The sequence below is a fragment of the Kaistella treverensis genome (genome assembly GCF_900114045.1).
Taxonomy (GTDB): Bacteria; Bacteroidota; Bacteroidia; order Flavobacteriales; family Weeksellaceae; genus Kaistella; species Kaistella treverensis.
On sequence record NZ_FORQ01000001.1, the window covers coordinates 872968 to 895098 of the forward strand.

The window sequence follows — 22131 nt, forward strand, 5'->3', positions numbered from 1 at the left end:
ATGAGTTTAGTCAGGTTTAAAATAAATTTTGGAAAAGAATTTATTTAGTTTTCGTGTTGATTTTCATTTTAATAATGCGGTTTTTACCGGCAAAAACGAGGTTATTTTCATCAATCCAATCGCAGACGTACAGGCCTTTTTCTTCGGAAATGGTTTTCCACGTTTTGCCGTAATCCTCAGAAAATTCGATGTTTAGGTCGCCGACGGCGATGATGTCTTTTCCGTTGGAATTCGGGCGGAATTTCACGCAGGTTTTGTAGCCGCCATTTTTTCCGGAAGCCTGAATTTGCCAGGTTTTTCCGCCGTTTTTAGTTGTAGCGATATTGTTGATGTTTTCCGCTTGTTTCATATAATCGCCGCCTACAGCAATTCCAAAATTTTCATCTAAGAAATCGATGGAATAAATTCCCTGCGAAGAAGTTCCCTGAACGAACGGCGTTTCAAAAATTTGAATTTTTCCCGTTGTAAGGTTTAGTTTTAAAGTCCTTGAAGCAATGCCGCCGGTCGCAATCCAAATTGCATTATTAAAGCCGGCAATGTTTGTATTGCTTGCAGCAAAAGCGGCTTCGCCTTTTTTAAGTTTAACCTCATCGTGAAGAAAATTTATTTCGAACTTATTGTGATCTGAAAATTTTGCCAGTTTTAACTTTAAATTTTCTTCGGGATCGCTAAAGCTGAAAAAATTTTCACCATTAAAAAATAAGGCGTCGTAGAAGGCATTTTTTGCAGAATCGGTGTAGATGATTTCCGACTGCATTGTTTTCTTATCGATTTTAAAAAAGTACGCCGGACTTTCAATATTGATGGCGTAAAAATGCGTTTGGTTTTGAGCTAAAGTCCGGAACTGCAGATTTTTTTCGAACAATTTCACCTGTTTTTTGTCGGTTGAATCGCATAGATTTACATAACCAAATTTTGAATCCGTTCCGGAATACCAAACTTTTCCATCCCAGATTTCTAAAGCACGAATGGAAATATTGTCATTTAACAAAGTTTGAATTTCAACTTTTTGAGCGAAACTCCACATATTTAAAAAAGCAAAAATACACAGCAAAAATTTTTTCATTGTTGATTATTTTTAAAAAATCCCGCTAAAAAGGCGGGATCTTATTTTATTTTTGATTCATTTTCGAATGCTTTCTACTGTAAACAAAATAGATTATCAAGCCGAGCAAGAGCCAAATTCCCAAACGCTCCCAGCTTTCGATCGGTAAACCTGCCATCAAAGCGACGCAGATGATAACGCCGAGAATGGGTAAAAACGGAACAAAAGGAACGCGGAAACCACGCACGGCATTCGGATTCGTTTTTCTCATCACGATCACGCCAATACAAACCAAAGCAAACGCAAACAAAGTTCCGATACTTACCATGTGACCCAGATCGGAAACCGGCACAAATCCCGCGAACAAACTCACGAAAATCATGAAAATAACGTTGGTTTTCCATGGGGTGTGTCTTTTTTCACTAACATCGCTGAAGAATTTTGGCAACAAACCGTCGATACTCATACTGTAGAAAACGCGGCTTTGGCCCATCAGCATCACCAACATTACCGAAGTGTAGCCCGCAATAATCGCGATGGTTAATGCTGAATTAAGGAAAGTATAACCAGTTTTAGCAAACGCAGTAGTTACCGGACTTGCATCACCTTTGAAATTCAGATAGTTTTCTAGACCTGTCAAAACGTATGAAAACAAGACATATAAAATGGTACAGATGATCAGGGAACCAATGATACCGATTGGCATTCCTTTCTGTGGGTTTTTTGCTTCCTGCGCAGCCGTACTTACCGCATCAAAACCGATGAAAGCAAAAAATACAACTCCAGCACCGCGTAAAATTCCGCTCCAGCCGTAGTGCCCGAAATATTCACTGTTGAAAAACTCAAAAAAGCCCATTTGACCTTGATTCATCAAAACTTCACCTTGATTCACTGGAATGAATGGCGTATGATTTTCGGGATTGATGAAACCCCAACCAAGTGCGATAAACACAAGAACTACGGTTACTTTTAGGATTACGAGAACGTTATTGATAAATGCAGATTCTTTAGTACCTCTAATTAGAAGCAATGAAAGTAGGCAAATAATTAAAATCGCAGGTAAATTTACATAACCTGGAGTTTCATCCCAGGGACCATGTAGAACTGAATTTGGTAACTCGATGCCAAATGTCAAGAGGAATTTCGCCACATATTGTGACCACGAAGCGGCTACCGTAGCGGCGCCCAAGGCATATTCCAGCACCAAATCCCAACCGATAATCCAGGCGATAAATTCACCCATTGTTGCGTAGGAGTACGTGTATGCGCTACCCGCGATCGGAATCATGGAGGCAAATTCAGCGTAACATAAACCTGCAAACGCACAACCTAGCGCAGCTAAAATAAAAGAATAAGTTACCGCAGGACCAGCATTATCTGCAGCGGCGATTCCGGTAAGAGAAAACAGTCCGGCTCCGATAATTGCACCGATTCCTAAAGCTACAAGAGAAGTCGCGCTGAGCGTTCTCTTAAGACCTTTTTCTGATTCTTCGGCAGTTTCTAAAAGCTGACTGAGGGATTTCGTTTTCCAAAGATTTGACATTTTTTATTTGTTTAAGATTTCCAAAAATATAAAAATTTAGTAATTATTAACGTTTTTACCTCAAAAAACTTTTACAATCGCCAACTGAAAGTAGTAAAAAGCTGACTTTCATGATAAAGAATGAATTTGCGCATTTTTCATTTTAAAACTTAAAAGATTTAATGGTAAAAGCTGCTTTTGAAAATTGGTTAACTTTATTGGATGATTTTAAAAGATATTTTTGAAGAAGAATTGGTAAAGGAAATCGAAGCATCGGGAAACCTGAAACATTTTACCGCCGGCGAAACCATCGTAAATATGGATGCTTATATCAAAAGTATTCCGGTGGTGTTTTCGGGCAGCATCAAAGTCATCCGAAGCGAAGAAGACGGCAGAGAAATTTTGCTTTATTATTTAACGCCGGGCGAAAGTTGCATCGTTTCAATTCTGGCCGGAATGAAAAATGAAACTTCAAAAATCACAGCGATTGTGGAAGAAGACGCAGACATCATGCTGATTCCGACAGACAAAGCCAAAGAATGGGTGAAAAAATATCCGGCTTGGACGGCATTTATTTTCGATTTGTATCAGAAGCGTTTTGAAGAATTGCTGGATGTGGTGAATTCCGTGGCCTTTCAGAAAGCAGATACGCGTTTGCTGCACCTCATTAGACAGAAAGCGCAGCTTTATAATTCCAAAGAAATTTCGGTGACGCATCAGCAGCTGGCGGACGAACTCGGCATTACGCGCGAAGCAACGAGCCGCGTTTTAAAGCAAATGGAAAAAGAGAAAATTCTACAGCTTTCGCGGAGTAAAATTAAGCTTCTGTGATGTAGATTACGGTACGCGCAGTTTCAGCAGTTTACTTTTGCATCATCAATCAATTAAAATTTAAAAAATGTTAGATGCAATTAATAATTTTTTCGGTTTCAGTAAAACCGATTTTGCCGAACTGGTAAAAAACGGTGCAACAATCGTAGACGTGCGCAGCAAAGGTGAATACGCGGGCGGTCACATCAAAGGTTCGGTGAATATTCCGGTGGATCAGCTGGAAAATAATTTGGGCAAACTAAAGGATAAAAGTAAAACCATTATCACGTGTTGCGCTTCCGGAATGCGAAGTGCTTCAGCGAAGACCATCCTTCAGAAAAATGGTTTTACGGATGTGCACAATGGCGGCGGTTGGGCAAGTTTAAACCAGAAAATATAAAAATATGCCCAAAATGCGCCGAAAAAAATGACGCGTTCTTTTTCAAATAAAAATATGCCGCTAAAACGGCATTTTTTTCTTTTATAGCTATTTAGAATTCTGTTCGTAAGTTGAAATTTATTTTTCTAAAAACTTATCTTTGAAGTCATGAACTTCTACGAACTCTTCCTAAAACCTTACGAATCCTACGATAATTTTCAGATCGCGCTTGAAGCTATTGCGACAATTTTCGGAGTTCTAAGTGTATATTTTTCGATAAAGAAAAATATCTGGGTTTATCCGACTGGGATAATTTCTACGGTTTTATACGTTTATATTCTGTTCAAATTCGGTTTGCTGGGCGACATGATGATCAATTTCTATTACACCGTGATGAGCATCTACGGCTGGATTCTTTGGTCTAAAAGTTCGGAAGACCACATCCATGTCGAAGTTTCCTGGGCAACAAAAAAAGACTGGTTTTTTGCCGGAATTTTATTTGCGCTGAGTTTAATTCTCGTCACTTTGGTTTATTATTACAAGCCTTTTATCGACAACGAATTTTCAATGCAAAACGTGGAACTTGGTTTATATCATTTAGATTGGGCGAACTGGCTGGATGTTTTCACTACGGCAATCTTCCTCGTCGGAATGTGGCTGATGGCAAAACGCAAAATCGAAAACTGGATTTTCTGGATCATCGGCGACATTATCTGCATTCCGATGATGATTTACAAAGGTTTGGGAATCACTTCTATTCAGTACGTAGTTTTTACAGTGATGGCCATCGCCGGCCTGATCGAATGGAAAAAGGCTCCTAAAGCCAATCACGCCAACTGACGAAATCTATGCGTCTGCTCGGCTTTTGATAAAGAATTGAGTATCTTTGCAATCCCAAAATTTCGGGCTAAAAACCATAATTTTTATGCAAAATACCATCGAATTTTTTAAATATCAGGGCACCGGAAATGACTTTGTCATGATCGATAACCGCGATCTTCAATTCCCGAAAGAGCGCGAAATCATTGAAAATCTCTGCGACCGACGCTTCGGCATCGGTGGCGACGGACTTATTCTGCTTGAAAACGATCCCAAAGCGGATTTCAAAATGGTGTATTACAACTCCGACGGAAATGAAAGCACCATGTGCGGAAACGGCGGCCGCTGTCTCGTGGCTTTCGCACATTTTCTGGATATTTTCGAGAATCACACCACTTTTACTGCCATCGATGGTTTACATGAAGCCGAAATTCACAACGGAACTGTTAAACTTAAAATGATCGATGTGGATTCCATTAAAAAAATTGATGCTGATTTTGAGCTAAATACAGGTTCGCCCCATTTCGTGACGTTTGTAGAAATGTTAAAAGATTATAAAGTTTTCGAAAAGGGTAACAAAATCCGAAATTCAGCGTCTTATTGTGAGGATGGAATTAATGTGAATTTCGTGGAAAAAATTGCGGAAAACGAAATTTTTATCCGAACCTATGAGCGCGGCGTGGAAGATGAAACTTTCAGCTGTGGAACAGGCGCGACAGCCGCAGCCTTGGTTTTTCTGAAAGATAAAAAATTGCCCTCGGTGAAAGTGAAAGTTTTGGGTGGAAACCTGAAAGTTTATGCGGAACGTGACGGTGAAGGCTTTAAAAATATTTGGCTCGAAGGTCCTGCAAAACAGGTTTTTAAAGGAAAATTCGATTTATAAGATATCAACAAAAAATGAAACAAAACGCGCGAATTATTTCAATTATTGCAATTCTGCTTTTGGTGGTCGGCGGTTTTTTCGGCTACAAATATTACCAGAAATTTTACGGCAATAATGTGGCAAAAGAAGGCTATGTATTAATTCCGCACAGCGCAAATTTTGAATCGATTTTAGATTCAATTTCGCCTTTCCTGAAGAATAAAGAAGATTTCGAGGAAGTTGCCAAAAGCAAAAATATGGACCGCTTTTTCCAGGCCGGACGATATAAAATTGAAGCCGGAACAGATAATACGCATTTGGTAAATATGATTAAAGCCGGGAACCAAACAGAAAATTCCTTCCGGATTGGGGATTTTTTTACGGTTTACCAAATGATCGGAAAAGTGGCTAAAAAAACGGAACTGGATTCCTTACGATTTGCCGAAGATTTAAATAAAATAGCGGCAGACAAAGGTTTAAAAAACGCCGAAGATTTGAAAAAATATTTCTTTATCGATACGTACAACTTTTTCTGGACCGTTACGCCGGACGATTTTTTTAAAAAATTCGAGGATGAATATAACGACTTTTGGACTCCGGAAAGAAAAGCAAAAGAACAGCAACTCGGTTTAAGCAGAGACCAGATTTATGCGCTCGCATCGCTGGTTTATAAAGAAACTGGCGGTAAACCAGATGAAATGAAAACGGTTGCAGGATTATATTTGAACCGCCACCGAAAAGGTATGAAACTGCAAAGTGATCCGACGGTAATTTACGCGGTAAACAAGGCGAATAATTTCGAAGGAACTCCGATAAAAAGGGTTTTATATAAGCATTTGCGCGAAGCTTCGCCATACAACACTTATTTTTCAGCAGGCATTCCGCCGGGGCCAATTTGTATGGTCGATAAAAATTCGGTAGACGCGGTTTTGAATGCTGAAAAAAATGATTTTATCTTCATGGCGGCAGATCCTGACAGGCTTGGTTTTCACCGCTTCACCGCAAGTGACACCGAACACGCAAAAAACGCGAAGGATTATCAACAGTGGTTGAATTCTAAAAACATCAGATAATTTTAAAAAATGAAAAATTTCGGTGTTTTAAGCCGTTTTTTTTTGAATTTGATAATTTTCAAACAAACATTTATTTTAACTTTTATAGAAATAAGTAATCAGTACAAGGATAAACTAATATTATGAGGAACAGGATTGAGATTTCATCCATCATTAAGAAACGAACTTTAGGACTAGCTTTCGTTTTAGGTGCAGCAAGTTTAGCTTTTGCACAGGAAAAAATAAACGTAAGCGGAAAAGTAGTAGGACCGCAAAACGCGGCAGTGCCTTACGCATCAGTAACTTTCAGCAACAAAGCGAACAAAATGTTCAGCGATGCCACTTTGGCAGATGAACAGGGCGCTTTCCAAATCGCTTTAACTCCCGGAAACTACGACATTATCGTTGAAGCTATCGATTTTAAAAAATCAACGCTTAACAAGCAAATTTCTACATCGGGCAACCTCGGAAACTTTACCGTGCAGCCGGAAGCTTCCATCACCAATACCAAAACTTCAGACATTCAGGGTGTCGTAATTACCGCGCAGGCTACCAAAGCTTACCGCGTGGAAATCGATAAAAAAGTGTATGATCCATCTTTGGACATCGTAGCAAAAGGTGGAAATCTTCAGGATGTTTTAGCAAACGTTCCTTCCGTGGATGTGGATACAGACGGAACCGTTTCCATGCGTGGAAATTCCAATATCAGATTTTTGATCAACGGAAAACCTTCCTCAATGTTAGGAATTGATGACGGTGCGAACGCATTACAGTCTATCCCAGCAGACCAGATCGAAAGAATTGAGGTAATTACAAATCCGTCGTCAAAATACGAAGCGAGCGGAACTGCGGGAATCCTGAATATCATTCTGAAAAAATCCAAAAAAGTCGGTTTTAACGGTAGTGTTGAAGGAACTGTTGGTTATTTGCCGACAACGCGTTTGAATACCAATTTAAGCTGGAGAAAAGGCGCCTGGACGTATTACATCAATGGTGGTGGCGGCTACAGCCGAAATAAATCTCAAAATAATTCCGAATTTAATTCTTTCCTCGACCCTGCAGGATTGAACGACGGTTTTTCAATGAAATCCATTCAGCGCGGAAGCAACGATGGTGAAAATAAAAATTACAACGTAACGACAGGATTTGTGGTTGATTTAACCGACAAATCTTCGCTAAATGCGTCGGTAATGTTTCGAACTTTCAATAATGAATCTACGGGCGAAACCAATTACTTCGACAGCGTTATTAAAAAAGACCGTAACAGTGCAACTTATCCAAACGTGCCCTACACTATTGAGGAACAGTTTACCAACAGATTAAATACCGGAACCAGCGTAAACAACTCTTTCCAGGGTGATTTGGGTTATGACTTAAAAATTGACGATAACGGTCAGGCAATCTCTTTGGCGGGAAGTTATCAGAAAAGCAAAAGCGACGGAACATCTTACATTACAGAAAACGGTTATGATAACGAATTTGATGTTGTTACAAGTAGTTTTAATAATATTCTTACCACTTCGGAAAACACCAAATATTTAGCAAAAGCAGATTATGAATTGCCGATTGGTGAATCATCTAAAATTGAAGCGGGCGCGCGTTTCGATGCAAATAAAAACGATTACGATTACTTCGTAGACGAGAGCAGAAATAACGGTCCGGTAGAAATTTTACCAAATTTCACCAGCACCACTTCTTATAACGAAAACGTGCTTGCGGGTTACGCACAGTTCAAAAGCAAAATCAATAATTTCGGTTATCAATTGGGTTTAAGAGCTGAAAATACGGACATCAGCGTAGATTTCCAGCGTGTAAGCGATGCTGAAAAAATCAGTGTTGATAAGAATTATCTTAAATTCTTCCCTAGTGCATTTTTAAGTTATGATTTAAACAAAAACAATCAGTTGCTTTTAAATTATTCCCGAAGAATCAACCGTCCGCGCTCGTTTTTCCTAATTCCGTTTATGTCGTATAATAACAACAGAAACTTATTCAGCGGAAATCCGGATTTGAACCCGACTTACGAAAACTCTTTCGAATTAGGTTACAGCTTATCGAAAAGCAAAGTTACTTTTAACCCAACTTTATATTACAAAAAGTCTGAGGACGAAGTTAACTTCTACCAATACAGCGGCCTGAACGCAGACGGAAATACAGTGATTTACACAATGCCGGTAAACGCTGGTACAGAAACACAATATGGTGTAGACATCAATGCGACTTTTGATCCGTTCAAATGGTGGAAATTGATGGCGAGTGCAGATCTTTACGGATATAAAAACGAAGGTTCTTATGAAGATTTCGATTTCTCCGGAGACGGATTTTCTACCAGATTCCGTTTGACAAGTACTTTTAAACCAACAAAAACTACAAGTTTCCAGATCCAGGGTTTCTACCGCGGTGCCGAAAATACAGTTTCGCAAACCAGAGAGCCGATGTATGCTGTGAATCTTGGTGCAAGCCAAACCATTTGGAAAGGAGACGGAACAATTTCTTTCAACATTCAGGATATTTTCAACACCAGAACGCGTGAGAATTTAACCACCACGCCAACGTATTCGCAGTACAGCTTTATGCAGTGGCAGCCGCGCCAGTTCAGCATTTCACTGAGCTACCGCTTTAAACAGGGTGATAAAGTGGAAGGTCCGAAACGTAAAAAAGACATCAACAGCAATTCCAGCGGCGACGAAGAACAAGGTCCACCAATGTAATTGATGAATTAAATTAAAATTAAAGTCCCGCTTTTTGCGGGACTTTTTTTAGGCGTTAAAAGGGCATTTTTTTTTGTTTTAAATTTTTCAAAAATTTGCTGCTAAAGCACGGAATTTTTCTGTTTTAAAATTTTCAAAAAATTCCTCCTAAAACAGCATTTTTTTCTTTTTTAAATATTAGTTGAACTCAATAAGCCAAAAAAAATCAGGCATAAACAGCCTGATTTTTCAATTTTCTAAAAGGTTTTTTAAACAGCGAGGTAACCGCCGTCCACCGCGTAATAACTTCCCGTCACAAACGAAGCGTCATCTGAAGCTAAGAAAAGACACATATTTGCAATTTCTTCCGGTTGTCCCAAGCGCCCGAAAGCGTGTTTGCCTTCCAGCATATTCAGCGCCTCTTTACCCATGGTTTCTTCACTGACCAATCCGGTGTAAATAAATCCTGGCCCAATAGCGTTTACACGCAAATTATCTTTACCATAATCCCACGCCGCAGTTTTCGTTAAACCTACAACGCCATGCTTCGCGGCAACATAACCGGCAGAACTACCGAAACCAGCTTGCCCCAAAATGGAAGAAATATTAATGATACTTCCTTTCCCGGATTTCAGAATTTCGGGAATCTGATATTTCATGCCGTAGAAAACTCCGGATAAGTTGATCGAAATTACTTTTTCCCAACCTTCGGTTGACATATCTCCGACTTTATTACTTTCACCACCAATTCCGGCGTTATTTACCGCGATATGCAAACCACCAAATTTTTCTACCGTTTCTTTAACCAATCGTTTGTGATCTTCGATATTAGCAGAATCTGCTTTTACAAAAAGTGCTTCACCACCTTCTTTCTTTATCATATCCACCACTTCATTTCCGTGCTCTTCGTTAATGTCACTCACCGTCACTTTTGCACCTTCTTTCGCGAAAAGCAATGCGGTTGCTTTTCCAATTCCAGATCCGGCGCCTGTAATAATTGCGACTTTATCCTGTAACTTTTTCATAATAAATTGTTTTAAGATTTACTCAAATTTACCGCTATATAAATGGTTGGACGTTGATGTAGGTTAAAATTCAGCTATTTATGATTTTTATCGTGTGCCGCATTTATCTGTTCTAAATCTTTCAGCGCCGGACCAATCAGCACTTTTCCCAGCGCGTCGAAACGTGAGCCGTGGCACGGGCAATCCCAAGACTTTTCGCTTGGGTTCCATTGCACGTGGCAGCCCATGTGCGTACATTTCGCATCGAAGAAATGCAGTGAGCCACTTTTATCGCGATATACAGCACACGCGTCACCATCAACATCTGCGAGTTTTCCTTCGTCGTTCGGAATTTGATTTAAATCTGAAATTTCATCAGGGTTAAAACGGTCTTTTATAAGGTTGGAAACGGTGTCTACGTTTTCTTTAATTACCTGCTTCGCGCTCGCGACAGGTTTAATGCGCGACGGAGACAGCATTTTTGAAAGGTCAGTTTCTACACCATTTATTAAATCCGGGATAATTAATGAAACCATTGTTCCGAAGGTCATTCCGTTTCCGTTATAGCCGGTGCACAGGTAAATGTTTTCTTCGCCCGGCATTTTCCCGATGTACGGCAAACCGTCCGCCGGAACATAATATTGCGCCGACCATTGGTTTTCAATATGCTCAAATTTTATGCGGTCGCGCACATACTTTTCAAGTTCTTCAAAACGGTTTTCGGTATCCGGTTCTTCACCGGTTTTATGGTCGAATCCGCCCGCAATCAAATAATATTGGTTGTCGGATTTGTGGTATCGCAGGTAATGATATGGCTCTTCCAGGTCGGCTGTTTGCGCTAATTTGCTTGGCGGACCGGAAAGCTTCGCGCTCATCGCATAACTTCGGTATGGTGCTACAAGCAGATTAAAGCGACTGTCACCCGTGGCGTGATGTGTCGCCCAAACCACCGATTTTGCTTCAAAGGTTTTTCCGTCTGAAGTGTCCACTTTTACAACGTCGTTTTCTTCTGTACAATCCTTAACCTGAGTTTGGTTTAAAATTTTTCCACCTTTTTTCTCATATTCTTTCAAAAGAGCTCTGATGTATTTTAAAGGATGAAACTGCGCCTGACCGTGGATTTCAACTGCTTTTACAAACGGAAGGTTAAAGGGAATATTCTGCGTAGGTTTTGTTTCGATACCAACTTTTTGGTGTGCTTCCAGAATGTCCTCAAGCTTTTTATTCTGATTTTCTTCACTGCTGAAAAGGTAAAAATCTACTTCGGCAAATTCGCAGGCAATGCCATATTTCTGTACATTTCGCTTGATGTATTTCACGGTTTCCTTCGCCGCGTCTGCTAAAACTTTTGCATTGTCTTCACCGAAATTGCTGATGACATCATCGTAGGAAGAATCGAAAAAATTATTGATATGCGCCGTAGTTCTGCCGGTCGTTCCGAAACCAGGATGCTCTTTTTCAATGATTAAGCACTTTTTGCCATTTTGCTGTAATTCATTAGCTAAAGTAATTCCCGTAATTCCGGCGCCGATGATGATTACATCAAATTTTTGGTTGTCAACATCGGTGTTTTCCGGGCTGATATGATTTTCCCAGAAGCTTTTGGTATTTCCTGCCTGATTCATAATTTATTTGGATTTAGGTGTGATTTTTTACGGCGCAACCATGGATTTGGAACCATAATTGTAAAAAACTTTTGCAGCAATAATTGGGCAAACCACAGCATATTACTTCAAGATTTAAAAAGCTTAACTAATTTTTAAGAAATGAAAACTGCCGACCAGAAAGTATTAAACGAATTGTCACAAGTGCTGCGCGACCAAAAACTCACCATTGCGGTAGCGGAAAGTTGCACCGCCGGACTTCTGCAGAATACACTATCGCAAGCAGAACAGGCGATGTCTTTTTTTCAGGGCGGAATGACGGTGTATAACGTTGGACAAAAAGCGAAACAGCTGAACATCAATCCGATTATCGCGGAAGAAAACAACGCGGTTTCCAAAGAAATTGCCGAGCAAATGGCGCTTGAAGTCGCGGAAAAATTCAACGCCGAGCTTGGTTACAGCATCACGGGTTTTGCGCGGCCTGTTCCGGAAGAAAATGTGTCAAGTTGTTACGCCTACATCGCGATCTCACAGGATTCGAAAATAATTCTGTCGAAAAAAATTACCGGCGACGCCGAAAAAGAATTGCAGGACAATCAAAGTATTTTTATTGATAAAATGATCAAAGAATTACTTACGACCGTAAAAAAAAGCTGGTAAAATGGCATTTTTTTTCATTTTATTTAAATAATAAAAAAACACTGTTTTTACCGCCAATTTTCTATTATACAAATTCAAAAAAAATGCCGCTAAAACGGCATTTTTTAATATTAAATTCTTGTTTCGAGATACTTCTGCCATTCCCACGTTGTTCGTAAGGCTTCTTCCAAAGTGGTTTCGGCTTTCCAGCCAAGTTCACGTTCAGCTTTATCAGCATTCGCATATGCGATGGTAATGTCGCCGGCGCGACGCTCACAAATCTGATACGGAACTTTTACATCATTAGCCGTTTCAAAAGCGTTCACGACTTCCAAAACCGAAGAACCTTTTCCTGTTCCCAGATTGTAAATATCAATCACCGTTTCTTCGGTTTCCGCTAAAAGCTTTTGCAAAGCTTTCACATGCGCTTTCGCTAAATCTACCACGTAAATATAATCGCGGATCGCGGTGCCGTCTTCGGTTGGATAATCATTTCCCCAAATCGACAGTTTTTCGCGGATTCCGGACGCGGTTTGCGTAACATAAGGAACCAAATTGTTCGGAACACCAATTGGCAATTCGCCTAAAAGCGACGTTGGGTGCGACCCAATTGGATTAAAATAACGCAGCAATGAAACTTTCTTTTTGTACGCGACGGCAAAATCTTTCAAAATTTCTTCGCCCATTTGCTTCGTTTTTCCGTACGAAGATTCCGGCATTTTCAGCGGCGTATTTTCATCAATCGGCTGCTCATCCGCCTGGCCGTAAACCGTGCACGATGAGCTGAAAATAAAATTTGAAATATTTCTGGCTTTGAACTCCTGCAAAATATTGATGAGTGAAAACAGGTTATTTTCGTAATAATCCAAAGGTTTTTCCTGACTTTCACCAACTGCTTTAAAAGCTGCGAAGTTGATACAGCCGTCAATTTGATGAGCATCAAAAAGTTGCGCCAGAAGCTCTTTTCTTTTTAAATCGAAAGGATAGAAAATCGGTTTTTTGCCGGCTACTTCGGCAATATTTTCCAAAATAAATTTTTCAGAATTCGATAAATCATCGACGATGATGACTTCAAAATTATTCTGTAAAAGCTCAACAACCGTGTGTGACCCGATGTAACCGAGCCCGCCCGTAACTAATATTGTTTTCATAAAATGTGTTTAATCTTTATTCATAAATTCTAAAACGGCTTCCGAAATATATTTCAGCTGTACTTCATCAAGCTCCGTATGCATCGGCAAAGAAATTACTTCTTCCAGCAATTTATCGGTGTTTTCAAAATCAGCATCGTCGCTTTCCTGAAAATAGGCTTTTTGTTTGCGCAAAGCCACGGGATAATAAATCATGGCAGGGATTTCCTTTTCGCTCAGAAACTGCTGCAGTTCGTTGCGCTTTCCGTTTAGAATTCTTAAAGTATATTGGTGAAAAACGTGCGTGGAATAAGCGGCTCTTTCAGGCGTCAAAATATTTTCGTGGCCCGAAAAAGCTTCGTCATAAAAATCAGCAGCTTTTCTCCTTGCTTCATTATAACTGTCCAAAAGCGGTAGTTTTTTTCGTAAAACCGTCGCCTGTATGCTGTCTAAGCGAGAATTTACACCAACTTCATCGTGGTAATATCTCTCGTACATTCCGTGGTTTACAATACCGCGGATTTGGTGCGCTAAATCATCATCGTTGGTCATAATTGCGCCGCCGTCGCCGTAGCAACCTAAATTTTTCGAGGGAAAAAAGGAAGTTGTTCCCAAAGTTCCCATCGTGCCGGATTTTTTTACCGTTCCGTCGGAAAAAGTGAAGTCAGCACCAATAGCCTGCGCGTTGTCTTCAATCACTGCAAGATTGTGCTCTTTGGCAATTTTCAGGATTTCTTCCATATTCGCGCATTGCCCAAACAGGTGCACCGGAATAACAGCTTTGGTTTTATCCGTAATAGCAGCTTTTAATTTCTCTGTATCCATGGTGAATGTACCGTAATCTACATCCACCAAAACTGCTTTTAATTTAAGCAGGTGAATCACCTCCACGGTGGCGGCAAAAGTGAAATCTGCGGTGATAATTTCATCACCTTCTTCTAACTTCAGCGCCATAAGCGCGATTTGAAGCGCGTCTGTTCCGTTCGCACACGGAATGACATGTTTTATATCGAGATAGTGTTCTAATTCAGACTGGAAAAATTTGACTTCTGGGCCGTTGATAAAAGCAGCGGAATCAATTACATTTAAAATTGCGTTATCAACCTCGGATTTTATCTTATAATATTGACTTTGAAGGTCAACCATTTGAATTTTTTTCATAAAAAATTTTCCTCAAATTTAGCAAAATTAAATTTTCAAAAAAAGTAAACCTCAGCTTAATATTCCCAAGCTTTTTAAAACGGAAGCAAAAATTTTAGCTAAATCGTATTTAGCCAAAAAAGAAAAAAATGCCCTTAAAGCACCAAATTTTTAGAAATACTAAAAGAAAAACTCCAAAAAAATGCTCAAACAGCAGCCAATTTTTATTTAAAAATAAAATAGGAGGAAATACGAACTTTTCTTTAATTTTATTCCTTAAACACATTATATGAAAAAAACACTATCGGTTTTTATCCTGCTGACTTTCAGTTTGGTGGCTGCGCAAAGCGAGTTTGTTTTTGTTTATTTTAAAGACAAACCGAATAAAGCCGCGTTTTACGCAAATCCGACTTCCGAACTTTCGCAGAAATCTTTGGACCGGCGCGCACGTTTAAGCATTCCGCTGAACGATCAGGACGCGCCAATTGAAGCGGCTTATATTAAAAACATCACCGATTTGGGCTTCACGGTGAAGGATTATTCGAAATGGATGAACGGTGTGGCACTGCACGCGACGCCGGAGCAGATTGAAACTTTAAAAGCGGAAAGCTACGTACAGTCTGTCGAAAGCTTTATCAAACATCCTGCGCCCGCGAAATTAATCGCGCAAAAAGTAGATAAATTCGCGGAATTCAAAAAAGCCACAGCTAAAACCGATTTCAATTATGGGGTAGGCTTGGCGCAGATTAACCAGGTTAATTTACGGCCACTTCATATTTCCGGCTATACGGGAAAAGGTATCACGATTGCGGTGATCGACACCGGATTTCCACAGGTTGATACAGGTTCGGTATACGCCAGACTTCGCAATAACGGCCAGATTAAAGGCGGCTACAACTTTGTCGGTAAAAATAATTTTATCTACAGCAACACTTTGAACAATCACGGCTCTTATGTTTTGGGCGTAGTTGCCGCTTATGTTGAAAACCAATTTGTAGGTTCCGCGCCGGATGCGGATTTTTACCTTTACGCAACCGAAGATGCTGATAATGAAGTCCCGGAAGAGCAACTGTACTGGACGGAAGCCGCTGAAGAAGCTGACCGTAAAGGCGTTGATATTATTTCGACTTCGCTCGGTTATTATGAATTTGATGATCCACGCTATAATCTTGTTTATTCCGATATGGACGGTAAAACCTCGTTCATTGCTCGCACGGCACAAATCGCAACAGAAAAAGGAATTTTCGTGGTCGCAAGCGCCGGAAATGAAGCGCTGCAGCCGTGGCATTACATCATCACACCAGCTGATAACGAAAAAGTTTTCTCCGTAGGTGCGGTTACGGAAAGCGGTACGAGTTCCTCGTTTTCCTCTTTCGGACCGAATGCTTTAGGCCATGTAAAACCAGATGCCAGCGCTCGCGGAACGGCAACGTATATGGGCTATGACAACTCGGTAGTTTCAAGCAGCGGCACCTCATTTTCGGCACCGTTGGCAGCGGGTGGAATTGCGTGTCTTTTGCAGGCGCTACCACAAAAAAAAGTTGACGAAATCAGCCAGCTTTTGCGGGAAAATGCATCACTTTATCCTGATTCTACACCCCAAATGGGTTATGGAATATTAAACTTTTCCAAAACGCTGCAAGCAGCACTTTCAACCGTGGATGGAAATGATAAAGGCAAACTTCAGATTTATCCAAATCCGGTGGTGAAAACTTTTACCATTAAAACCGATGAAATAATTAAATCTGTAAATTTATATGATGTTACCGGTAGAAAAATTCACGGCTTTAAGCAGGAAAAATTTAATAATATTGAGCAGCTCCCGCCTGGACTTTATTTCCTACAGGTGGAAACCGACAAAAACCAGTACGTTGAAAAGCTGATTAAACAATAAACATAGGACCTTCATCGCTGAAGGTCTTTTTTTATGCTGAATTTCTGCTCGCATTGATATTTCCAAAAAGCGATCGCATGACGAGTTTTTCGTAAGCTTCGCGGTTGCCTTCTTCTTTCTGAATTTTAATTAAAGCATATTGCTGAATGCTCAAAAGCGGCAACACAATTTTTTCGCGCATTTTCACCGATAAGCGTGACAATGGCTCTTCTTCCATTAAAGTCTGAAAATCCGTCAGTTCCAGCATCAGCTTTTCCGAAAGTTTATATTCTTCAAAAATTATCGCCCAAAATTCACCAAATTTTTCGTTTTTCTTCATGTATGAAGTCAGCGGAAAATACGATTTATTCATGCTCATCATCGAGTTTAAAACCAGGGTTTTGAAGAAATCGGAGCCTTTGTATAAATCTTTAACTTCCTGAAATCTGCCGGCGTCTTTCAGCTCATTCAATGCAAAACCAAACCCGAAAAATCCGGGAACATTTTGTTTAAGCTGGCTCCACGAACCTACAAATGGAATGGCGCGCAAATCTTCAAATTTTAAAGCTCCGCCTGCGCCGCGTTTCGTTGGACGGCTGCCGATATTGGTTTTTCCGTAATATTCCAGTGTGCTCATTTCCTGCAAATACGGCACAAACCGCGGATGCGCTTTCAGATCCGAATATTTTTTGAAACTTATTTCCGCAAGTTCTTCGATGAGTTTTCGCTCGTTTTGATTCAAATCTTTTTTAGAATTTTTAAAAACATCATTTTCAATTCCGGCGGTTAAAAGCTGTTCAAAATTATATTTCGCCTGATCTTTATTGCCGAAAACACTCGTAATTGTTTGCCCCTGAATGGTGAGTTCAATCTGGTGATTCGCGATGGTTTTTCCCTGCGAAGCATAGAAATCATGCGTCTTGCCGCCACCACGCGCCGGCGGACCGCCACGACCGTCAAAGAAAACCACTTTAACACCGAAATCGTCGGAAATTTTGGTGAGCTGTTCCTTGGTTTCATAGATTTCCCAGTTGGCTTTCAGGTAGCCGCCATCTTTGGTTCCGTCGGAAAAACCAAGCATAATCGTCTGGGTTTTTCCGCGCTTTTCGAGGTGACCTTTATAAACCGGAAGTTCATACAATTTTTTCATGATATTTTCTGCGGCGTCCAGACCGTCCATCGTTTCAAAAAGCGGAACGATATCGATGTTGATTTCCTCATCTTTATAACCGCAAAGGCGGAAAAGTGCGAAAACATTCAGCACATCTTTAATGTGTTCGGAGTTTGAAATGATATAGCGATGCAAACCGCGCTCACCGTTTTTCTGCTGGACTTCTTTAATATTGCAAACGTTCTGGAGCGTGTCTTTGGTCAAACCTTCGAAATCGTCCGGATTCAGCACGCAATCTGTGGTCAACAGCCAATTCAGCTTTTCTTCGGAGCTAAAATTTTCGCCGCTAAAACCGGCTTTTTTTGCTAAAATCTCATCGATGATTTCCTGATGAATTCTGCTGTCCTGGCGGATATCCAAAGTCGCGAAATGCGTTCCGAAAATTTTCACCCGGTCTTTAAAATCATCTAAAATATTTTTAAAAAGTCCGTTGTGCTTTTCTATCAGAATTTTTTCAGCTTCTTCTATTTTAGCTAAAATATGTGCGCCGGTAACGGTGGATTTTCCTGCAAAAATAGCGGCGTATAAATCATCGCTTAATCCATCTAAAACCTCCGAAACACCGCGGAAACTCAGCCGTCGGCGCAGCTTTTTCAAGTGTGCATAATAAGATTTTAAAATAGAAATATGCAGCTCGTGAGCCACTTTTTGGGTGATTTCTGCCGTCACAAACGGATTGCCGTCGCGGTCGCCGCCGGGCCAAAAACCCATTTGAATTAAATCTGGCGCCGGTGAAAAATTGGGCGTTCCAAAGGCATTTTTTATCTTTTTGAAAAGTTCGCCAATCGTGTCGTAATAAACGTAACGCAGGTAAAAAATAATACTCAGCGCTTCGTCCAGCGGTGTTGGTTTTTCGATATTTAAAAACGGCGTTTTGCCAAGTTGCTGCAGCAGCACATCGATTTCGCTCACCGAATCATGGGTAATCGCAAATCGCAAATCGTGGAGAATTCTTTGAACCGAATTTGGATAAAACTGCGTCGGGTGCGCGGTGAACACCACTTTTACAGCAAAATCAGCAAGCTTTTGTCGCGTCGCGCCGAGCTGATGTTCCTGCAAAGCGCGTTCGTGCAGCTGCAAAATTGTTCCGGCGTCGCTTTCAGAATGAAGTTGTGGAAAAGCCGCGTCCTCAATGCTGTCGTACAAAACAACCTGTCTTTCAACGTACTGTATAATTTTGAAAAGCAGTTCAGTTTTCTGCTCTTCAGTCTTCAAATCGGTGTGTTTGTGGAAAAATTCTTCTACAATTTCTTCAGGACTTTTTTCCGCCTCATAACCGGCTTTGCTTTCCTCGTATAAAAACGGCAGCAACATACCGATATTAGACATTTTGTCGTAAGGCAAACTCATGAAAAGCGAGTTATAAATCTGGAATTTATTTGCCACTAACTGGCGGAATTTTTCTGTTTGAACTTCGTATTGCATTTCACAAATTTAAGTTAAATTTTGCCGTGACATTGTAAAAATTCAAGTAAAAAATTATCAATTTTATAGGAAAATCGTATCTTCATTAGATGAAATTTTTCAGCATGCTGTTTCTTTTTCTGTTTTCTATTTCATTTTGCCAAGGCAATTTTGAAATTAAAAATCCAAAAAAAACGGTGATTTCTTTTCAGCTTATCAATAACCTCATTTTTATTCCGGTGAATATTAATGGTGTGGATCTTACATTTCTTCTGGATTCGGGTGTTAAGGAAACCATACTTTTCAGTCTGGACAGCAAAGAAGTAAACTTTAATGATGTTGAAAAGACAACATTTTCCGGCCTTGGCGGAACTGGAAAAATTGTTGGTTTAAGCTCGGAAAATAATCTGGTGCGCATCGGGAAAGATTTTACCGATTATAACCACGCTATTTTTATTATTCTCGATGAAAGCATCAATTTTTCTTCACATGTCGGCATTCCGGTGAATGGAATTATGGGTTATCATTTTTTTAAAGATCATGGGGTCGAAATCAATTACATCAGCAAAAAAATCACGGTTTATAACGACGAAAAAACCTTCGAAAAAAGGCTGAAAAAATTCGCTGAATTTCCTATTTCAATCGAAATTTCGAAACCATATCTTATGGCTGATGTTGAAATGAATTCAAAAAAAGCCTCATCTAAAATGCTTTTGGATTTAGGAAATAGCGATGCAGTCTGGCTTTTTCCGAAGCTTATCAAAAATTTCGAGTATAACCGCCCGAATATTGATGATTATCTCGGACGCGGCTTTAATGGTGATATTTTCGGTAAACGCAGCCGGATTCATGAAATTAGCCTGGGCAATTTCGTTTTTAAAAAACCTTTGACCGCTATGCCGGATGAATATTCAATTCAAAGTTTAAAACTGGTTCCCGACCGCAAAGGTTCTATTGGCAACGATATTCTCCGCCGGTTTACCATAATTTTTGATTATCCGGGCAAGCGTGTTTTTCTGAGAAAAAATACCCATTTTAATGATCCGTTTCTCTTCAATAGCAGCGGACTCGATGTTCAGCACGACGGCATGGAATGGCAGAAAGACCTTGTAAATGTGGAAACAAAACGCGAGACCACAACAACTGAAGGTATTCTTGTGCTGGATCGTTCCGAAGGTTTCAAATATAAATTTGTTTTAAAGCCGAAATTTTCGGTCGCCGGCTGTCGTCCTGATTCCCCATGTTTTGTGGCCGGAATCCGGAAAAATGACCAGCTGATCTCTATAAATAAGAAAAAAGTTGGCGATTTAAACCTCGAAAAAATTAACAGCTTTTTTAAAGAAGAAGATGGTACAAAGGTGAACCTGGAAATAGAACGCGCGGGCGAAAAAATGAATTTCACCATAATTTTAGTTGATCCAATACCTTACCACGAATGAAAATAGAGCAAAGCGTCATTGACCAAATACGTTCGCGTCCGCGATTTAAAATTTTTACCGACATCTCTCGCGAGCAATATACAGTTTATCTGAAAAAATTTTTGAAGGAAAATGCAGATCGTTTTGAAGGAAATGTAAATAACGAGTCCGCGATTATCACCGTGAAAAGCACCAATAACCACTACTGGAAACCGTGTCTGGCGCTAAGAACCGAAATCGATCCGGAGGAAAATAAAACTTTGGTGCGCGGAATTTTCGGACCGACTTCAGCGGTTTGGACATTTTTTATGTTCCTGAATTTCATTTTCGGAATTTTATGGATGATCGCAATTACGCTTTGGTATGTAGAAAAGCAGATTAAAAGCAGTGATTTCACTTGGGCACTGCCGGTTTCATTTGTAATGCTGGCATGTCTCGGACTTACTTTTTTAGCCGCCAGAATCGGTAAATTTCAGGCAAAATATGAAATGGAACAACTTCGCAGTTTTGCAGAAGAATCCATCAGGAAGTTTGAAGATTATGAAATTCCGGAAGAGGAAGTTTCCTGAGAATTTTTAAAACCTAACCGTTTTTGCTGTTCTTCGAGAATTTTTTCTAGATGAGGTTCAATAATTTCAGTTAATTCTTCAGCTGAAATATCGGTAAGTTTCGGTTCGTTTTCCAGGTATTTCCACGGTTTTCTTTTGCCCCAGGCATAATCACCAAAAACAATTACAGGCGTTCCGTTGGTTTTTACCGTTTCACCATTATCGGTTAATCTCCAGGGATCGGCCCAATTATAAAGAAATTTCGCATCTTCCCGAAGCAATCTCAAACACGAATGCGACGCCGGAAAGCCGGGCAAATCATATTCGTGCCAGCCGATGCCGAGACGATTATGAATGTTAAAGTTATAAGGCAACTTCCATTCGCTGTCCACAGTAGAAATAGCGAGTTCTTTTTTCCAGTTCGCGAACATCAAACCACGTTTTGTCTGCGCCGTTTTTTTACCTAAACTTGTGGGTCCCCATTTTATAAGATTTCCGAATTCGTAAAGCGCGTACGCCTGAATCGGATAAGAAAACAGCACCATTTTATCCACTTTTTTCAAAATTTCTAAAGTGAGTGGAAACGGCGAGTAAATCATCAGCGTTTTGTCGAATTTATCCGGAATTGAAAGAGTATCGGCGCGCCATTTATTTTTGGTGTCAAGGCGGTTCAGCGCTAAAATAAGGTATTGCTCGTCTTTAGAAAATTTCTCGGTAAAAACTTCCATAGCCGAATCTTTCTTTTTTTCGGGAAAAATGAAAGTTGTGTAAGTGATTTTATTTTTTTTGATGGAATCTTTGATGAATTCTGCTTTTTCAGCAGCAGCTATGGAATCGGTGTTTACAGCAATATCTTTCGTAGAAACGGTATCTTTTTCACAGTGCCAAATGATGGAAAGAAGGAGAAAAAAAAGGGAATATTTAAGGTAGTTTTTTAAAGAAGTCACGTGCATTATCAAATTTTAGCTTTCGGATTTGCAATTTTGGTACCACAACTTTTTTGAAAAGCCTTTTTTCCGGG

At 40.0% G+C, this 22131-nt stretch carries 18 protein-coding genes; 10 read left to right on the top strand and 8 right to left on the bottom strand.

The window, feature by feature from the left end; genetic code table 11:
- Nucleotides 1-40 precede the first annotated feature (40 nt).
- A complete protein-coding gene (locus BMZ55_RS04160) occupies nt 41-1066 on the bottom strand; it encodes a WD40/YVTN/BNR-like repeat-containing protein (RefSeq protein ID WP_089818897.1) in 1026 nt (341 codons plus the stop codon).
- 46 nt (nt 1067-1112) lie between these two features.
- The gene (locus BMZ55_RS04165; RefSeq protein ID WP_089818899.1) at nt 1113-2588 is read right to left on the bottom strand and encodes an amino acid permease; all 1476 of its coding nucleotides are present in this window, start codon (nt 2586-2588) and stop codon (nt 1113-1115) included.
- A 201-nt stretch (nt 2589-2789) separates the two neighbouring features.
- On the opposite strand from BMZ55_RS04165, the gene BMZ55_RS04170 reads away from it, so the two are divergent.
- From BMZ55_RS04170 to BMZ55_RS04195, 6 genes are all read left to right on the top strand, one after another.
- Nucleotides 2790-3398: a Crp/Fnr family transcriptional regulator gene (locus BMZ55_RS04170; RefSeq protein WP_089818901.1), complete on the top strand. Its 609-nt coding sequence runs from the start codon at nt 2790-2792 to the stop codon at nt 3396-3398.
- Between the two features lie 67 nt (nt 3399-3465).
- Nucleotides 3466-3777 (top strand): rhodanese-like domain-containing protein, encoded by a 312-nt coding sequence (locus BMZ55_RS04175; protein WP_089818903.1) that lies wholly within the window; start codon nt 3466-3468, stop codon nt 3775-3777.
- 147 nt (nt 3778-3924) lie between these two features.
- Nucleotides 3925-4596, top strand: a complete 672-nt coding sequence (gene pnuC, locus BMZ55_RS04180) for a nicotinamide riboside transporter PnuC (RefSeq protein WP_089818905.1) — start codon at nt 3925-3927, stop codon at nt 4594-4596.
- Between the two features lie 85 nt (nt 4597-4681).
- A complete protein-coding gene (gene dapF / locus BMZ55_RS04185) occupies nt 4682-5458 on the top strand; it encodes a diaminopimelate epimerase (RefSeq protein ID WP_089818907.1) in 777 nt (258 codons plus the stop codon).
- A 14-nt stretch (nt 5459-5472) separates the two neighbouring features.
- Nucleotides 5473-6510, top strand: coding sequence for an endolytic transglycosylase MltG (gene mltG, locus BMZ55_RS04190; protein WP_089818909.1), 1038 nt, complete (start codon nt 5473-5475; stop codon nt 6508-6510).
- A 122-nt stretch (nt 6511-6632) separates the two neighbouring features.
- A complete protein-coding gene (locus BMZ55_RS04195; RefSeq protein ID WP_089818911.1) occupies nt 6633-9200 on the top strand; it encodes a TonB-dependent receptor in 2568 nt (855 codons plus the stop codon).
- A 248-nt stretch (nt 9201-9448) separates the two neighbouring features.
- Here BMZ55_RS04195 and BMZ55_RS04200 read toward each other — a convergent pair whose 3' ends face one another.
- Nucleotides 9449-10204, bottom strand: coding sequence for an SDR family NAD(P)-dependent oxidoreductase (locus BMZ55_RS04200; RefSeq protein ID WP_089818913.1), 756 nt, complete (start codon nt 10202-10204; stop codon nt 9449-9451).
- Nucleotides 10205-10278: 74 nt separating this feature from the next.
- Nucleotides 10279-11808: an FAD-dependent oxidoreductase gene (locus BMZ55_RS04205; RefSeq protein ID WP_089818915.1), complete on the bottom strand. Its 1530-nt coding sequence runs from the start codon at nt 11806-11808 to the stop codon at nt 10279-10281.
- Nucleotides 11809-11949: 141 nt separating this feature from the next.
- Here BMZ55_RS04205 and BMZ55_RS04210 point away from each other — a divergent pair, with 141 nt between their 5' ends.
- Nucleotides 11950-12447 carry a CinA family protein gene (locus BMZ55_RS04210; protein ID WP_089818918.1) on the top strand — a complete coding sequence of 166 codons (498 nt, stop codon included), beginning with the start codon at nt 11950-11952 and terminating at the stop codon, nt 12445-12447.
- A 110-nt stretch (nt 12448-12557) separates the two neighbouring features.
- Here BMZ55_RS04210 and galE read toward each other — a convergent pair whose 3' ends face one another.
- Together galE and BMZ55_RS04220 are read right to left on the bottom strand one after the other, a co-directional pair.
- Entirely contained in the window at nt 12558-13577 is a 1020-nt protein-coding gene (gene galE / locus BMZ55_RS04215) for a UDP-glucose 4-epimerase GalE (protein ID WP_089818920.1), read from the bottom strand.
- A 9-nt stretch (nt 13578-13586) separates the two neighbouring features.
- Nucleotides 13587-14717 (bottom strand): DegT/DnrJ/EryC1/StrS family aminotransferase, encoded by a 1131-nt coding sequence (locus tag BMZ55_RS04220; RefSeq protein ID WP_089818922.1) that lies wholly within the window; start codon nt 14715-14717, stop codon nt 13587-13589.
- A 268-nt stretch (nt 14718-14985) separates the two neighbouring features.
- Here BMZ55_RS04220 and BMZ55_RS04225 point away from each other — a divergent pair, with 268 nt between their 5' ends.
- A complete protein-coding gene (locus BMZ55_RS04225) occupies nt 14986-16590 on the top strand; it encodes a S8 family peptidase (RefSeq protein WP_089818924.1) in 1605 nt (534 codons plus the stop codon).
- Nucleotides 16591-16621: 31 nt separating this feature from the next.
- Here the strand turns inward: BMZ55_RS04225 and BMZ55_RS04230 are convergent, their stop codons facing one another.
- Nucleotides 16622-19165 (bottom strand): phosphoenolpyruvate carboxylase, encoded by a 2544-nt coding sequence (locus BMZ55_RS04230; RefSeq protein WP_089818926.1) that lies wholly within the window; start codon nt 19163-19165, stop codon nt 16622-16624.
- Nucleotides 19166-19254: 89 nt separating this feature from the next.
- Between BMZ55_RS04230 and BMZ55_RS04235 the strand changes: the two genes are divergently transcribed.
- Together BMZ55_RS04235 and BMZ55_RS04240 are read left to right on the top strand one after the other, a co-directional pair.
- On the top strand, nt 19255-20583 hold the full coding sequence (locus BMZ55_RS04235; RefSeq protein ID WP_089818928.1) for an aspartyl protease family protein: 1329 nt from the start codon (nt 19255-19257) through the stop codon (nt 20581-20583).
- Nucleotides 20580-21131, top strand: a complete 552-nt coding sequence (locus BMZ55_RS04240; protein WP_089818930.1) for a hypothetical protein — start codon at nt 20580-20582, stop codon at nt 21129-21131. Before BMZ55_RS04235 ends, BMZ55_RS04240 begins: the two co-directional genes overlap by 4 nt.
- Here BMZ55_RS04240 and BMZ55_RS04245 read toward each other — a convergent pair.
- Complete coding sequence (locus tag BMZ55_RS04245) at nt 21101-22057, bottom strand: L,D-transpeptidase (RefSeq protein WP_233701878.1); 957 nt, start codon at nt 22055-22057, stop codon at nt 21101-21103. The two genes, BMZ55_RS04240 and BMZ55_RS04245, sit on opposite strands and share 31 nt — an antisense overlap.
- Nucleotides 22058-22131: the final 74 nt, after the last annotated feature.

Coding starts and splice junctions, on each gene's coding strand:
- BMZ55_RS04195 (WP_089818911.1), top strand. CDS start 6,633: ATGAGGAACAGGATTGAGATTTCATCCATCATTAAGAAACGAACTTTA.
- BMZ55_RS04220 (WP_089818922.1), bottom strand. CDS start 14,717: ATGAAAAAAATTCAAATGGTTGACCTTCAAAGTCAATATTATAAGATA.
- BMZ55_RS04225 (WP_089818924.1), top strand. CDS start 14,986: ATGAAAAAAACACTATCGGTTTTTATCCTGCTGACTTTCAGTTTGGTG.
- BMZ55_RS04165 (WP_089818899.1), bottom strand. CDS start 2,588: ATGTCAAATCTTTGGAAAACGAAATCCCTCAGTCAGCTTTTAGAAACT.
- dapF (WP_089818907.1), top strand. CDS start 4,682: ATGCAAAATACCATCGAATTTTTTAAATATCAGGGCACCGGAAATGAC.
- BMZ55_RS04235 (WP_089818928.1), top strand. CDS start 19,255: ATGAAATTTTTCAGCATGCTGTTTCTTTTTCTGTTTTCTATTTCATTT.
- BMZ55_RS04210 (WP_089818918.1), top strand. CDS start 11,950: ATGAAAACTGCCGACCAGAAAGTATTAAACGAATTGTCACAAGTGCTG.
- BMZ55_RS04160 (WP_089818897.1), bottom strand. CDS start 1,066: ATGAAAAAATTTTTGCTGTGTATTTTTGCTTTTTTAAATATGTGGAGT.
- BMZ55_RS04200 (WP_089818913.1), bottom strand. CDS start 10,204: ATGAAAAAGTTACAGGATAAAGTCGCAATTATTACAGGCGCCGGATCT.
- BMZ55_RS04175 (WP_089818903.1), top strand. CDS start 3,466: ATGTTAGATGCAATTAATAATTTTTTCGGTTTCAGTAAAACCGATTTT.
- galE (WP_089818920.1), bottom strand. CDS start 13,577: ATGAAAACAATATTAGTTACGGGCGGGCTCGGTTACATCGGGTCACAC.
- mltG (WP_089818909.1), top strand. CDS start 5,473: ATGAAACAAAACGCGCGAATTATTTCAATTATTGCAATTCTGCTTTTG.
- pnuC (WP_089818905.1), top strand. CDS start 3,925: ATGAACTTCTACGAACTCTTCCTAAAACCTTACGAATCCTACGATAAT.
- BMZ55_RS04205 (WP_089818915.1), bottom strand. CDS start 11,808: ATGAATCAGGCAGGAAATACCAAAAGCTTCTGGGAAAATCATATCAGC.
- BMZ55_RS04240 (WP_089818930.1), top strand. CDS start 20,580: ATGAAAATAGAGCAAAGCGTCATTGACCAAATACGTTCGCGTCCGCGA.
- BMZ55_RS04170 (WP_089818901.1), top strand. CDS start 2,790: ATGATTTTAAAAGATATTTTTGAAGAAGAATTGGTAAAGGAAATCGAA.
- BMZ55_RS04230 (WP_089818926.1), bottom strand. CDS start 19,165: ATGCAATACGAAGTTCAAACAGAAAAATTCCGCCAGTTAGTGGCAAAT.